Below are 13,445 nucleotides of genomic sequence, written 5' to 3'. Positions count from 1 at the left end.
CTTCCGTCCGCTTCCGTCCCCGTGCGGCAGGACCGCGGACCTGCGGCACCCTGTCGCGCGTGGCCGAGGGTCGAGCCGTAGGCTGCTGCACATGGCCGATCACCTGACACCCAGCGAAGCGTTCGCCCTGCTGATGGACGGCAACGGGCGGTTCACCGCCGCCGTTCCCGAGCACCCCAACCAGGACGCGGCGCGCCGTGCGCAGGTCGCGCCGGGACAGGACCCCTTCGCGGTGCTGTTCGGGTGCTCGGACTCGCGCCTCGCCGCGGAGATCATCTTCGACCGCGGGCTGGGCGACCTGTTCGTGGTGCGTACCGCCGGTCATGTCCTCGGTGGTGAGGTGCTCGGCAGCATCGAGTACGGCGTCAGCATCCTGGGCTGCCCGCTGGTCGTCGTGCTCGGCCACGACTCCTGCGGCGCCGTCGCGGCCGCACGGGCCGCCGTCGCCGACGGCACCACCGCCGACGGCTACGTCCGCGACGTGATCGAGAAGGTCACCCCCAGCGTGCTGGCCGCCAACGCCGCCGGGCGCACCGAGGACGCGGACTTCATCGCCGCGCAGATAGAGCACACCGTGGACCTGCTCATGGACCGCTCCCGCATCCTGGCCGAGGCCGTCGACGCGGGCCGCACAGCCGTGGTCGGCCTCGCCTACCGCCTCGTCGACGGCACCGCCCAGCTGGTCACCTCCCGCGGCCTGCAACTCCCGACCGCCACGGCCACCGCCACCGCGTCCTGACCCTCACCTTGTAGTCGACGTCTAGCCCGCGGCGGCCCGCTCAGTGCGGGCCGCCCCGCACCCGGATCGCCTATAAGAGAAACTTATGGATTCTCTCATGGCTCCTTGAATTGCTTTGAGAGGCTCGACCCCTGACCATTTCTTCACGGATGTCGGACGGTGAGGGAGCGCGGCGGTGAAGACGATCGGTCTGATCGGGGGCATGAGTTGGGAGTCGACGGCAGAGTACTACCGGCTGCTCAACGAACTCACCCGGGATCGGCTGGGCGGGCTGCACTCGGCCAAGTGCGTGCTGTACTCCGTGGACTTCGCCGAGATCGAGCAACTCCAGGTGCGGGGGAACTGGGCGGCAGCGGGGGACATCCTGGCCGGGGCCGCCCGCTCGCTGGAGCGTGCCGGTGCGGACATGGTGCTGATCTGCACCAACACCATGCACAAGGTCGCCGACCAGGTCGAAGCGGCGGTGTCGGTCCCGCTGCTGCACCTCGCCGACGCCACGGCGCACGCCGTACGCGCCGCGGGCGTCCGGCATGTCGGCCTGCTCGGCACCGCGTTCACGATGGAACAGGACTTCTACCGCGGCCGCCTGGAAGCGCGGGGCCTCGACGTGAGGGTGCCGGACGGCGAAGGGCGCGCGCTGGTGCACCGGGTGATCTACGAGGAGCTGTGCCTCGGCCGGGTGCGGGAGGAGTCCCGCGCGGCCTACCGGCGGATCATCCGGGAGCTCGTCGCCGGGGGAGCCGAAGGCGTCATCCTGGGCTGCACCGAGATCGAGCTTCTCATCGGCCCGGCCGACAGCCCGGTCCCGCTCTTCCCCACCGCCCGCCTCCACGCCGAGGCGGCCGTGGACGCGGCCCTGGCCTGAGCCCGGACCGACGACGGGCGGCCGCCTGCGGGATCAGCTGACACACGCCGCGACGGCGGCGGCGTAGACCCGCTCGGCCGCCGCGTGGCACTCCTGGCTCTGCCTGCTGAACCGCTCCAGGCAGACGCCGCTGTTGACCTCGATCACGGTCAGGTCGCCGCCGTCGGTGGCCACGATGTCGACCGACCCGAACACCAAGCCCAGGGATCGCATCGCGCGTCCTGCCAGGTCGCCGAGTGCGCCGCACAGATCCGGGTCCGTCAGCAGGACCGCGGTCGCCCCGAACTTGAGGTTGTGCCGCCATTCGGACGTGGAGCCCATGCTCCCGGGCTCCTTCGCGGCCCGGTCCGCGGGACGCTTCTCGAAGGCCAGCTCCAGCCGGTCGTCGAGGACGACGACCCGGTACTCGTGCCCGATGGGAACCCAGGGACAGACCGCCAGCGCCGTGTAGCGCGTCGTCAGGGAGGCGAGTACATCGGTCAACTCGAGCCGGGTGGAGGCCCGGTGGACGTCGCGGCCGCCGCTCGCGCTGAGCGGCTTGATCACCAGGGGGAGAGGGACGCCCGCGGCCGTCTCCGCCGCCCGACGGTCCGGGCGCGGGCGCAGCAGGCGGTGCGGCACGTTGGGCACGCCGTCGGATGTCAGCAGTACGGAGGCGGCCACCTTGTCCGTGGCGATCAGTGCCGACGCGGCGTCGTTGAGCGGGAAGTGGTAGCCGACGACAAGGCGCCGACGCCCGCCGTGGCGCAACTCCGCGACCCACTGGCCTGAATGCCACCGCAGTTCGGCACCGCTGAGAGCGGCCGCACGTTCCATGTGCGCCACGAAGTCCGGCCGGAACGGCTCGTTCGCGTCGGACGTGGAGATCAACGACACCTCTGTGGCGCCCATCCGGTTCGTCCTCCTCGCCCGCACCCGTGACTGTCCGGCACCCATGGTGCACGACTGGCCCCTCCCGGCAGGGCATTGCCCGGTGGTGACGCGAGGCGGGCGTCAACCGCGCGCAGCTCGTACGCGGTTGACGCCCGCCGGTGGCGGCCCGGGGAAGGTCAGGCCGGGGTGAGGGAAGGGTGAGGGAGGGGATGGGTCACAGGAAGTCGCCCGCGTGGTGGTGCCGGGTGGGGCGGCCGGAAGCCTGTTCCTGCAGCAGGGCGGTGATCTGGTTGACGTCGTTGAAGATGCTGAGGAAGGCGTCGAGGCTGGGGCTGCTGGCGCCGTTGACGCCGACGAAGAAGGTCAGCAGACGGCCGTCGTCGGTCTGGAGATAGCCCGCCTCGTTCTGGGCGGCGACCTCCAGCTCCTGGTTGAGCAGGTCTTCGCCGATGATGGTGCCGGGCTTCGCGAACACCTTGCCCTTGGCGGGGCAGTCGGTGGTGCAGGAGATGCCGTTCGAGCCGTCCACGCCCAGGATCGGGAGCAGCAGCCGGAAGGCCGTCGCCTTGGGGGTGCGCAGCCAGTAGTCGAGGATCTCGACGAGGCCGTTGGGGGTGATCCGGTCGGCCGCCGTGCCGCCGCGGCCGTCCGAGAGCTGAAACTGCTTCGGGTCGATGTGCGCGACGTTCGCGAGGAAGTCGTGCTCGACCGGGAACGCGTCGAAGCAGTTCTTGCTGCCGACCTCGACGGCCACGTTGCACAGCGCCAGGTTGGCGCCGAGGTTGTGGCTGACCTTGAGGATCAGCTTGGCGTACTGGCTGTACGGCGGGGAGACGTACGCGGCCACGCGCGGGGCGTTGCCGTACGAGGCGGGGAGCTGGTTCTGCGGGTTGGGGCCGGTCGGCCGCGCGGTGACGGTGACGCCGGCGCGGGCCAGCGCCTCGATCAGCGCGGTGCGGCCGAAGGCGTTGGGGTCCTGGATCGGGGAGACCTTCAGCAGCGGCTGCGAGCCCGCCGCGATGGTGCCCGAGAGGTGGATCTTGGTGCCGTCGGGCGAGGTGGTCACCGTGATCGAGGTGGTGCCGCCGGCGGCGACGGTCCGGACGCTGGAGGTCACCTGGTACGGCGCGACCTGGGGGCGCCAGAACAGCTTGGCCGCCTGGCCGGGCGTGGTCGGGGTGCTCAGCAGGTCGATGAGGTTGTCGTTGATGATCATCGGCACGGGCTGCGGGCTCAGGGTCGGGGGCGTGAACAGCCGCGGGTCGATGATGACGTTGCCGTTCACCCGGGTGATGCCCGAGGCGCGGACCTGCGCGGCGATCTGGTTGATGCCGGCGAGCGGGTTCTCGGGGGTGAGGGTGGCGCCGGGAAGCGCGGCCTCGGTGTGGTCGATGTCCGTGTAGTCCACCGAGCCGTCGGGCTTGGTGCGCCCGCCCATGGTCAGGTCGCCCTGGGCGACCAGATCGAGGTTGCCGCGCAGTGTCGAACCGCTGCGGCTGCCGGTCGCCCGCACGGGCGTGGTGAAGCGGTGGTTCCAGCCCAGGGTGTTGAGGGCGGTCGAGATGGTGGCGAGCTTGGTGGTCGAGCCCGGGACGAAGAACTGGTTCGCGAACTGGGAGTGGATCACCCGGCCGGTCGCCGGGTCCGTCTCCAGCACACCCCACTGCGCGTGCTCGTACCCGGGCTTGTGCATGATCGCCTCGATGGCGGGCCCGAGGTCGTCGTCGTGGGCCGCCGCCGTGGGCCCGGCCGCGGCCGTTCCCGCGAGGGCCAGGAGCGTGGTGCCCGCGGTGGCCAAGGCGTACAGCCGGGCACGGATCGTCCGTCTCATACGTACCGCCGATTCTGGTGTCGGGGAAGCGGGGTCGAAGAAGCCGGTGTCCGGGCCCCGATGTGCGGGGGACCGGCTCACCCATGGCCGCTCCAGGCGGCATCGTAGGGATGCAAACGGGACATATTGCCTTGTTGGTGGCGGGGAGTCAGCGCGTTCCGTGAACTTCATCCGGTCGGTGGAGCGCCAGGCCGGCGGTGGTGCCGATCGGCCCTGGCAATCGCGGGGCGCGTGCGTTTCCTACGGGGTGATGCTCAACGCAGGCTGAGCGCCGCATTAGCGCTTCCTAAAGGCGCCGTGGGCGGGCTTCCCCCTGCGAGGGGGAGTCCTAAGATCGTGATCGCCCGGCCGGACCGCGACCGTAGATGTGCAGGAACGGCGATCTTCCCCCGTCGCTCCGGGCCCGAAGCTCCCCGTCGATCCCGGAGGTTCGTTCCGTATGTCTGCCAGCAGCAGTTCGCCCTCGCCAGGGAGACCGCGGCACCGCGGACGGCACCGGTCGCGGCGCCGCGGGCCCGTCGTGGCGGCCCTGGCGGTATGCCTCGCCGGGGTCACCGCGGCGGCCGTCGCCGCGCAGCACGGCGGTGACCCCGCCACCGACCTGGCGGGACACGACTCCCCGGCGTCGACCGGCGCGCCGTTCACGGTCGCGATGAACGACGCGGGCAGCGCCGGTTCCGTACCGACGGCGACGACGCCCACGCGCTCCGCCGCGCCGTCGAGGACCGCGGTCCCGCACCCCGCGCGCCACACCAGCGCCCCCAAGAAGTCCAGCGGCCCGAGCCACGGAGCCACCGCCGGGACGGGCGGGACGGGCACATCGACGGGCGGCGGATCGGGCGGCGGCCCGGTGAACGGCGCGGCCATCGGGTACGACCCCTCGCGCGACTCGGCCGCCGACATCGCCACCGCGATGAAGCAGGCCAAGGCCGACGGCCGCGACGTCCTGCTCGACTTCGGCGCCACCTGGTGCGGCAACTGCCAGGCGATCGACCGCCTCTACGCGGAGTCGTCCGTCAAGAAGGTGCTGGCCGCCCACTACCACCTGGTCCAGATCGACATCGGCGAGAAGAACAACTCGACCAACATGAACCTCCTCAGCCGCTACGACTCCTCCGGCGGTTACGCGCTGCCGGTGATGATCGTGGTGACGCCCAGCGGGACCGTGCGCACGAACACCAACAAGACCGGCCTGCCCGAGCTGTCCACCGGCGGCTTCACCGCCTGGCTGAACACGTGGGCCTGACGATGGCCGCGATGCGGAATGCCGCGATTCGGCTACGGCTGTGGCTCGCGCGCCACCGCCCCGCCGCGGCAGCGCTGACCGCCGCCCTGGCGCTGGGTCTGACGGGGCTGAGCGGCGGCTGCTCCGCCGCCAAGCCGTCGGCCGACCCCTCGGCCCACCCGGCCGGCTCGCCCCAGCCCGCCACCGCCTCCTTCACCGACAGCGGGGTCACCGTCACCCTGCGGCTGGGCCCCTGGCACGCCGGGAGCAGCGTCCTCACCGCCGTCTTCGCGCCCGTACGCGCGGGCTTCCACCTCTACAGCACCTCGCTGCCGCCCAACGGCGTCGACGGCGTCGGCCGCCCCACCGCGATCCAGGTCTCGGGCGCTCTCGCCGCCCAGGGGCAGCTGACCGCCCACGCCGCCACCCGCGCACTCACCCTCACCGGCAGCACGAAGCCTGTGCCCGTCTACCCCGACGGCCCGGTCACCACCACCCTGACGCTCCGTCACCAGAGCGCCGGCCCGGCGGTCGTGGAGGTCAGCTACGCGGCGTGCAGCGTCCGCGAAGGCTGCCTGTTCCCGGTCTCCGGCCACCCCGTACGCCTCAGCGTCACCGACACAGGCGCCACCTTCAGCCCGGCGCCCTGACCGTACGACCGCCTGGTTGTACGACTGCTCCGTGGCCTGCCTGACCCCAGCCGCCTCCCCGGGCATACGCGCAGGGTCCCCGCGGTGGCGGGGACCCTGGCTGTATGACGATGCGGAGGGAGATCAGGCGACGGTGGTGTTCACTTCGCCGGCGCCGCTGTTCGACAGCCACTGGGACCACGACAGGTTGTAGTCCGCGTAGCCGTTGTCGCCGTCGGCCTTGCCGCGCGGGGAGCCGGTGATCGTGACGGGGTCGCCCTGCTTGACGTAGTTGAAGTACCAGATGGCGTCCGCCTTCGACAGGTGCACACAGCCGTGGGAGCCGTAGCTGTGGCCGGGGTACGGGTCACCGTCCGAGTAGTGGATGTACGTGCCCGAGTTGGTCAGGTGGACGTCCCACGGCAGGGTCAGGTCGTAGAAGTTCGGGTTCTTCTTGTCGCAGGTGATGTGGACGCTGCAGGACTTCATCCGGACCTTGGCCTGCTTGTCGATGACTGCCATCGTGCCGTCCCACGAGGGGAAGTCGGGGCTGCCCGCGTCGATCGGGAAGTTCTTGACCACCGTGCCGTTGTGCGTGACCTGCATGGTGTGGTGGGTCACCGACACCTTGGTCTCGTTGTCGTCGCCGATGGTGAACGAGTGGTGGTAGTCGTGCGTGCCGTAGCGGCCGTTGCCGTCGGTGACGTTCGTCAGCGCGGCGTCGATCGACACCTTGGTGCCCGGCTTCCAGTAGTGCTCCGGGCGGAAGTCCACGCGGGTGCTGCTGAACCAGTGCCAGGCGCCGGTGGTCGGCACCGAGGTCGTGATCTTCAGATGCTTCTCGATGGTGGCGCGCCCGGATATCGCCACCGGCTTGCTGAAGAGCACCGAGACCGGCATCACCACACCCACCGTCGTACCGTTGGCCGGCGTGATCGTGTTCAGCAGCATCGGCGGACCGGACGGCGTGGTCGGCTTCGGGCTGGCACTCGCCGACTTCGAGGGCGCGACGCTGCCGCCCTTCCCCGCGTCGCTGGGCGCGGGTGCCGCCCCCGAGGCCGAGGGGCCGCAGGCGCTCGTCGCCGCAGCCACGGCGGTCGCCACCAGCGCCAAACCAATCCCGACCCTGACCCGGCCCATGAGTACTCCACTCGTCTCGTCAACACGTTCCGACAACGGTGACGCTGGTGCGATCATGGCGGTTCCGCGAGCTTGTACCAAATCCGATGATGTGAGCAGCGGCACCTATGTGACGCGCCCGGACGGCCCCGGCAGCGGCCGGAAGCGCGGACCGTGCGCGAGCACTCACCCAGCGTGGCAGCGGCGTGGCGCCGCCGGGGATCCTCGGTGGGGATCGTCGGCTTCGCGCACGGCACAGCGCTCCCGCCGGAAGGGTCCGGCGGGAGCGCTGCCCGGTGACGCACGAGGTCCTGCTACCAGCGGTACCAGCGGTTGCGCCCCCCGCTGGGGTGGGTGCCTCGCATGATGAAGCCGAGCAGCCACACGCACAGGACGATGACGGCCACCCACCACAGAAGATTGAGGGCGAAGCCGGCGCCGAAGAGGAGCAGGGCGAGCAGAAGTACGACGAGTAGCGGTCCCATGGTTATCAACCTCCGAACAGCCGTCTGCCCCCCTTCAGTCGGGACATGCAGCGGTCGATTCACCCCGCCGACGCGGTGTGGGCCAGGATCGCGCGGGTGATCGCCTGCCAGTCGGCGCGGAAGACGCCGTGGCCGGCCCCGTCCAGCGTCAACAGCCGTGCGGCGGGGATCTCTTCGGCCAGGGCCTGGCCGTGCTCCCAGGGGAAGAGCGGGTCCGCGGTGCCGTGGATCACCAGGGTGGGCGCCGCGATCGACGACAGGGGGCCGCGGGGCTGCTCGCCGTCCGGGAGTACGTCGTGGTTCCGTACGGCGGCGAAGTGGCGGGCGCGCGCGATGTCGTCGCGTACGAGCTGCCGGAAGGCCGGTTCGTCGAACGGGCGGTGGCTCCCCGCGAGCACGCGCCAGTAGTCGACCATATAGTCCGTCACGGACGCCGTCCGTGACCAGTCGACGTGTGCGGACGAGACGAAGCGCAGGAACTCCGCGGTCGGCGGCGGCAGTTCGGGCCCTCCGGGCACCGCACGGGAGGTGCTGATCAGCACCAGCGACCGGACCCGTTCGGCATGCCCGAGCGCGGCCGCCTGCGCGAGCGCGCCTCCGGCGGAGACACCCACCAGGTGCGCCTCCGCGACCCCGTACCCGTCCAGCACGCCGACGGCGTCGCCGACCAGGTCCGCACCGGTGTATCCGGGCCTGCCCACCTCGTAACCGGCCGATCGGCCGGTGTCCCTGTGGTCGTACCGCACCACGAACCGACCACCCCCGGCCAGCAGTTGGCAGAACCCCTCCTCCCACCACAGCATCGAGGCCCCCGTGCCCATGATGAGCAGCACCGCCGGGTCCGACGGATCCCCGAAGGACTCGGTCGCCAGCTCCACACCGCCCGTACGGATCATGCGCTCAGCCATCGCAGTGCCTCCTCGCGGCTGCCGGGGCCCTCACGTCCGCCGTCCGACCGTTCAGTGCCCATCATCCGGCACGCGGTGTCCCTCGGGGATCCCGATCACCCGTTGCCGCCCGGGGTACCCGTCGGCCAGGGAGAAGCTTCCGGACCACTGCGTCCAGATCCGGGCACGACCTCCCGGAAGCGAGCACAGTGGACGAACCGTCACCAGAGCATCTCGCTCCGTGATATTCCCAGGTGAAAGCCATTGCCTGACGTGGTCATGGTGATCTACGGTGCTCGCTCATGTGTTCTCGCAGAGACCTGTGGGATCTGCGTGTCTGGGGAGGGTCATGGCGTTGGGTGGGGGTAGACGGGTGCGTTCGCCTCGTGTGCTGGTCGTGTCGCTTGTGTCCGCGCTCGTGGCGGTTGCGCCCGGGGTCGGGGTCCTGGGTGCCGGGCAGGCGGCCGCGGCCGCTCCGGCGGCGACCGCGAAGCCGGCGAAGCCCGGTGGCACCGGGGCGCACAGTACGGCGCTGACGCAGGACGCGGCGGTGACGACGGCCGCGCGGACCGGGCAGACGGTGGAGATCACCTCGCAGCGGACCGAGTCCAGCGAGACGTACGCGACGCCGGACGGCGGTCTGCGGACGGACCAGCACCTGCGGCCGGTGCGCGCACGGGTGGGCGGCGCCTGGAAGGCGATCGACGACACCCTGGTCACCCGACCGGACGGGAGCGTCGGGCCCGCGGTGGCCGCGGTCGGGATGACGCTGTCCGGCGGCGGCTCGGGTCCCCTGGTGACGCTGGAGCAGGACGGGCGGAAGCTCTCGTACGTGTGGCCGTCGGCGCTTCCGGCGCCGCGGCTCAGCGGCGACACCGCCACGTACAAGGACGTGCTGCCGGGCGTCGACCTGCAGATGCGGGCCGACATCGACGGTTTCCACGAACTCGTCGTGGTCAACACGGCCGCCGCCGCGAAGAACCCGAAGCTGGCGAAGCTGGCCTTCGGTGTGCGGACGACCGGCCTGAAGGTGGCCCGCACCGCCGGCGGCGGTCTGCAGGCCACCGACAGCACCGGCGGGGGAGTGGTGTTCGCCGCGCCGCGGCCGATCATGTGGGACTCCGGCACCACCAGTACCGCCACCAAGCCGCAGAACCGGTCCGCGGTCGCGGAGGACGCGAGCCCCGGCGGGAACACCGCGGGCCCGGCGGCCGGCCCCACCGACACCTCGCACGTGGCGCCGATCGCGGTCGGCGTCGGCCGGAGCGCCGGCCAGGGCACCGGGCAGCTGACGCTGACGCCCGACCCCGCCCTGCTGACCGGGACGCACACCAGGTACCCGCTCTACATCGACCCGCAGACGTACACCCCCAAGGCGGGGGACTGGACGATGGTCTCCAAGACCTGGGCGTCCAGCCCGCAGTACCACTTCAACGGCGACCCGGACGCCGGCGTGGGCGACTGCGCCTGGTACTACTGCTCGCCGTACGACGTGAAGCGGCTGTTCTACTCCTTCCCCACCTCGAAGTTCGCGGGCAAGTCGATCATCTCGGCCACCTTCGTCGGGCACGAGACATGGTCGGCCTCGTGCACCGCCAAGCCGATCGAGCTGTGGCGTACCAAGGGCTTCACCTCCGGCTCGACGTGGAACTCCACCTCGGACAACTGGCTGGACAAGCTCGACACGCAGAACGAGGCGCACGGCTGGTCCGGATGCGCCGCCTCCGACGTCGAGTTCAACGCCACGAGCGGGGTGAAGTACGCGGCCTCGCACGACTCCTCGACGACCACCTTCGGTCTCCAGGCGGGCGACGAAGGTGACCCGTACGGCTGGAAGCGGTTCTCCAACGACGCGTATCTGCGGGTGCACTACAACATGCCCCCCAAGCAGATCGCCATGTCGCAGCTGTCGATGAGCCCGGGCGGGACGTGCCACGCGCCGTCCAAGGCGGTACGCATCCGCACGCTGCCCTCGCTCACGGCCGGCAACGTCACCGACCCCGACGGCGACCAGGTGAGCGTGCAGTTCGCGCTGTCGTGGGACGCCGGTGACGGCAAGGGCGTCACCACCCAGTGGACCTCGGCCAAGATCGGGCCGAAGAAGTCCGGGTCGACCTTCACCACCAAGCTGACCTCGACGCTGTCGAACGGCAAGGTGATCCCGAAGAACAAGACGATCAACTGGTACGTCCGCTCGGTCGACTACGACCAGGGCACGTACTACAGCTACTCCCCGTGGTCGTGGTCCGGTTCGGCGACGGCCTGCTACTGGGTGTACGACACGAGCGTGCCGGCCGGCCCGGTGATCGGCTCGGGCGACTACCCGGCGGTGGACGACAGCAACCCCAACGACCCGTCGTACGACGGTGTCGGCCGCGACGGCACCTTCTCCTTCGACTCGGCCTCCTCGGATGTGGTCAAGTACTGCTACGGAGTCAACGCCGACCCGGTGTGCGACACCGACCACACGGTGACCACGACCGGTGGCGCGGCGAAGCCGGTGACCTTCCGGCCGACCCGGGCTGGCACCAATTTCCTCTACGCGCAGGCCTTCGACAGCGCGGGCAACGGCAGTGAGCCGGAGGTGTACGAGTTCCGGGTCAAGGAAGGACAACCGGCGCGGGCGGAATGGCAGTTGGACGACGCGACGGGCGCCACTGCGGCCGTCGGCACCGCGGGCGACCGCACCCTGGACGTCGTCGGCTCACCGACCCTCGGCGCGCCGGGCAAGGTGGGCACCGGGATCGACTTCAACGGCACCGACTCCTACCTGCAGTCCGACATCCCGACCGTGCACACCAACATCAGCGTGACGGTGGCCGCCTGGGTGAAGCTCGACCGCATGCCGACGACCGCGGCGATCGTGGCCGCCCAGCCGGGCAACGATGCACCCGGCTTCGAGCTGTACTACTCGCAGGGCTACGACCGGTGGGTGTTCAACCAGTACAGCTCGGACTCGGCCTCCGCCACCCCGGTGCGGGCGATGTCCTCCACCGCGGGCGGGGTCACGCCGGGGCAGTGGTACCACCTCGCCGGTGAGTTCGACGCGGTGAACCATGTGCTGTCGCTGTACGTCAACGGCACCCTGGTGGGGTCGACCCCGTACAGCACGGCGTGGGACGCGCGGCGCGGTCTGCAGATCGGCGCGGGCAACTACTCGGGCACGGCGGCGAGTTTCTTCCCCGGCACCATCGACGACGTCCGGATCTACGACAAGGCGCTGGTGCCCGGCGACGTGGCGCACCTGTACAACGGTGAGCCGATCGGCACCGGCCGCCCGGCGCGCGCGGTCTTCCCGCTGGACGAGCAGGCCACGCAGGACGACGGCACCGCGACCACCGAGGTCCACGGGCGGGCCGACGTGGAGCCGGCCGTCTTCCACGGCGGGGTCACGGCGGGAACACCTGGCGCACAGGACAAGGCGCTGACGTTCGACGGCACCACGGGCTATGCGGCCACGAAGTCCTCGCACGTCAACAACGAGCACAGTTTCTCGGTGGTGGGCTGGGCGAAGTTGTCCGCCAAACCGACCCATGGGGCCGTCATCGCGGCGCAGACCGGCACCTATCGCCCGGGCTTCGAGCTGTACTACTCGGCCACCTACGGCTGGGCGTTCGACGGCTACACCTCGGACTCCGACAGCGCGACGATCGTCCGCGCCGCCCAGGGAGACACCACCCACTCGCCGGCCGGCGTGTGGACACAGGTCCTGGGCTCGTACGACGCGAACACCGACGACATGCGGCTGTACGTCAACGGTGCCTGGGTGTCCACGACGACGTTCGCCTCGCCGTTCTACGGCGGCGGCCCGACGCAGATCGGCGCGTCGTCCTTCGACGGCGTCGCGGCCAGCTTCTTCCCCGGCCAGATCGACGACGTGCAGATGTACGACCGCGCGCTGTCGGCGCCGGAAGCCGCGGCGATGTACCACAACCAGCTGCAGGTCGAGGGCCGTTGGACGGTGGACAGCGCCTCGGGCACTCCGCAGGTCTCGCCGGACGCACTGCCCACGGCCGCCGACCAGCACCCGCTGACCCTGGGCAGCGGCGCGCAGATCGACGCCACCGGCGCGAACAACATGGTCGGGGCCGGCGCCCTGGTGCTCAACGGCACCTCCGCCGGCTACGCGTCGACCAGCAGCTCGCCGATCCACACCAACACCAGTTTCACCGTCAGCGCGTGGGTGTCCACCCCCGCACGCCCGACGAAACCGGTGACGGTGATGAGCATGGCCGGGGCGAACGCCAACGGATTCGCGGTGCGGTACGTGCCCGACTCCACCGACCCGGCGAACGCGGGCAGTTGGCAGCTCCAGATGGCCAACGCCGACAGCACCACGGCGACCGTCTCGGCGGCCTCGGACTCCAGCTTCCAGAGCAACGGGGCCTGGGACCACCTGACCGTGGTCTATGACCTGATGGCCGGTCAGATGCGGCTGTACGTCAACGCCCAGCTGCAGCAGACGCTGTGCTCCGACAGCGACGACGACGGCATCCCCGACGACCCGGCGTGCACGGAGTCGGTGTCGTGGAACTCCTCGGTGCTGCCGTTCGACGCGACCAAGGGCCTGCAACTCGGCCGCATCAAGACCGGTGCGTCGACCTGGGGCGAGTACTGGCCCGGTGTGATCGACGACGTGTGGGTCTTCGCCGGAGTGGCCTCCGACACCCAGATCGCCTCGCTGGCCAGCGGGGTGGACCTGGACACCACCGCCGGTCCCTGACCCGGCGGCACCCGGGGCGGCGCGCAGGTCACCGCGCGCCGCCCCGCGACACGGCATGTCATCAGGTGA

Annotated in this window: 10 protein-coding genes; 5 read left to right on the top strand and 5 right to left on the bottom strand. The window is 70.8% G+C overall.

Annotation, left to right across the window (positions count from 1 at the left end; all coding sequences use genetic code 11):
- Positions 1-91 precede the first annotated feature (91 nt).
- Both AB0M29_RS05370 and AB0M29_RS05365 read left to right on the top strand, forming a co-directional pair.
- Positions 92-739, top strand: coding sequence for a carbonic anhydrase (locus tag AB0M29_RS05370; protein ID WP_365379216.1), 648 nt, complete (start codon positions 92-94; stop codon positions 737-739).
- Positions 740-914: 175 nt separating this feature from the next.
- A complete protein-coding gene (locus AB0M29_RS05365; RefSeq protein WP_365379213.1) occupies positions 915-1,604 on the top strand; it encodes an aspartate/glutamate racemase family protein in 690 nt (229 codons plus the stop codon).
- Between the two features lie 33 nt (positions 1,605-1,637).
- Here AB0M29_RS05365 and AB0M29_RS05360 read toward each other — a convergent pair whose 3' ends face one another.
- Positions 1,638-2,495: a hypothetical protein gene (locus AB0M29_RS05360; protein WP_365379210.1), complete on the bottom strand. Its 858-nt coding sequence runs from the start codon at positions 2,493-2,495 to the stop codon at positions 1,638-1,640.
- Between the two features lie 196 nt (positions 2,496-2,691).
- Complete coding sequence (gene dacB, locus AB0M29_RS05355) at positions 2,692-4,308, bottom strand: D-alanyl-D-alanine carboxypeptidase/D-alanyl-D-alanine-endopeptidase (protein WP_365379208.1); 1,617 nt, start codon at positions 4,306-4,308, stop codon at positions 2,692-2,694.
- 439 nt (positions 4,309-4,747) lie between these two features.
- Between dacB and AB0M29_RS05350 the strand changes: the two genes are divergently transcribed.
- Together AB0M29_RS05350 and AB0M29_RS05345 are read left to right on the top strand one after the other, a co-directional pair.
- Positions 4,748-5,554 (top strand): thioredoxin family protein, encoded by an 807-nt coding sequence (locus AB0M29_RS05350; protein ID WP_365379206.1) that lies wholly within the window; start codon positions 4,748-4,750, stop codon positions 5,552-5,554.
- 11 nt (positions 5,555-5,565) lie between these two features.
- A complete protein-coding gene (locus AB0M29_RS05345) occupies positions 5,566-6,183 on the top strand; it encodes a hypothetical protein (RefSeq protein ID WP_365379204.1) in 618 nt (205 codons plus the stop codon).
- Between the two features lie 123 nt (positions 6,184-6,306).
- Here the strand turns inward: AB0M29_RS05345 and AB0M29_RS05340 are convergent, their stop codons facing one another.
- The 3 genes from AB0M29_RS05340 to AB0M29_RS05330 form a co-directional block, all read right to left on the bottom strand.
- A complete protein-coding gene (locus AB0M29_RS05340) occupies positions 6,307-7,302 on the bottom strand; it encodes an Ig-like domain-containing protein (protein WP_365379201.1) in 996 nt (331 codons plus the stop codon).
- A gap of 293 nt (positions 7,303-7,595) precedes the next feature.
- The gene (locus AB0M29_RS05335; protein ID WP_365379199.1) at positions 7,596-7,766 is read right to left on the bottom strand and encodes a hydrophobic protein; all 171 of its coding nucleotides are present in this window, start codon (positions 7,764-7,766) and stop codon (positions 7,596-7,598) included.
- A 59-nt stretch (positions 7,767-7,825) separates the two neighbouring features.
- The gene (locus AB0M29_RS05330; RefSeq protein ID WP_365379196.1) at positions 7,826-8,674 is read right to left on the bottom strand and encodes an alpha/beta fold hydrolase; all 849 of its coding nucleotides are present in this window, start codon (positions 8,672-8,674) and stop codon (positions 7,826-7,828) included.
- A 376-nt stretch (positions 8,675-9,050) separates the two neighbouring features.
- Between AB0M29_RS05330 and AB0M29_RS05325 the strand changes: the two genes are divergently transcribed.
- Entirely contained in the window at positions 9,051-13,376 is a 4,326-nt protein-coding gene (locus tag AB0M29_RS05325) for a LamG domain-containing protein (RefSeq protein WP_365379193.1), read from the top strand.
- Positions 13,377-13,445 lie beyond the last annotated feature (69 nt).

Origin of the sequence: Streptomyces sp. NPDC051976 (genome assembly GCF_040680795.1) — a bacterium.
Taxonomy (GTDB): domain Bacteria; phylum Actinomycetota; class Actinomycetes; order Streptomycetales; family Streptomycetaceae; genus Actinacidiphila.
The sequence above is the reverse complement of the archived record's forward strand: the minus strand, read 5'-3'. Positions and strand labels throughout refer to the sequence as shown.

Bases quoted from the DNA above. Each gene is read 5' to 3' on its own strand.
- AB0M29_RS05335 (WP_365379199.1), bottom strand. From the start codon at position 7,766: ATGGGACCGCTACTCGTCGTACTTCTGCTCGCCCTGCTCCTCTTCGGC.
- AB0M29_RS05360 (WP_365379210.1), bottom strand. From the start codon at position 2,495: ATGGGCGCCACAGAGGTGTCGTTGATCTCCACGTCCGACGCGAACGAG.
- AB0M29_RS05330 (WP_365379196.1), bottom strand. From the start codon at position 8,674: ATGGCTGAGCGCATGATCCGTACGGGCGGTGTGGAGCTGGCGACCGAG.
- dacB (WP_365379208.1), bottom strand. From the start codon at position 4,308: ATGAGACGGACGATCCGTGCCCGGCTGTACGCCTTGGCCACCGCGGGC.
- AB0M29_RS05340 (WP_365379201.1), bottom strand. From the start codon at position 7,302: ATGGGCCGGGTCAGGGTCGGGATTGGTTTGGCGCTGGTGGCGACCGCC.
- AB0M29_RS05350 (WP_365379206.1), top strand. From the start codon at position 4,748: ATGTCTGCCAGCAGCAGTTCGCCCTCGCCAGGGAGACCGCGGCACCGC.
- AB0M29_RS05345 (WP_365379204.1), top strand. From the start codon at position 5,566: ATGCGGAATGCCGCGATTCGGCTACGGCTGTGGCTCGCGCGCCACCGC.
- AB0M29_RS05370 (WP_365379216.1), top strand. From the start codon at position 92: ATGGCCGATCACCTGACACCCAGCGAAGCGTTCGCCCTGCTGATGGAC.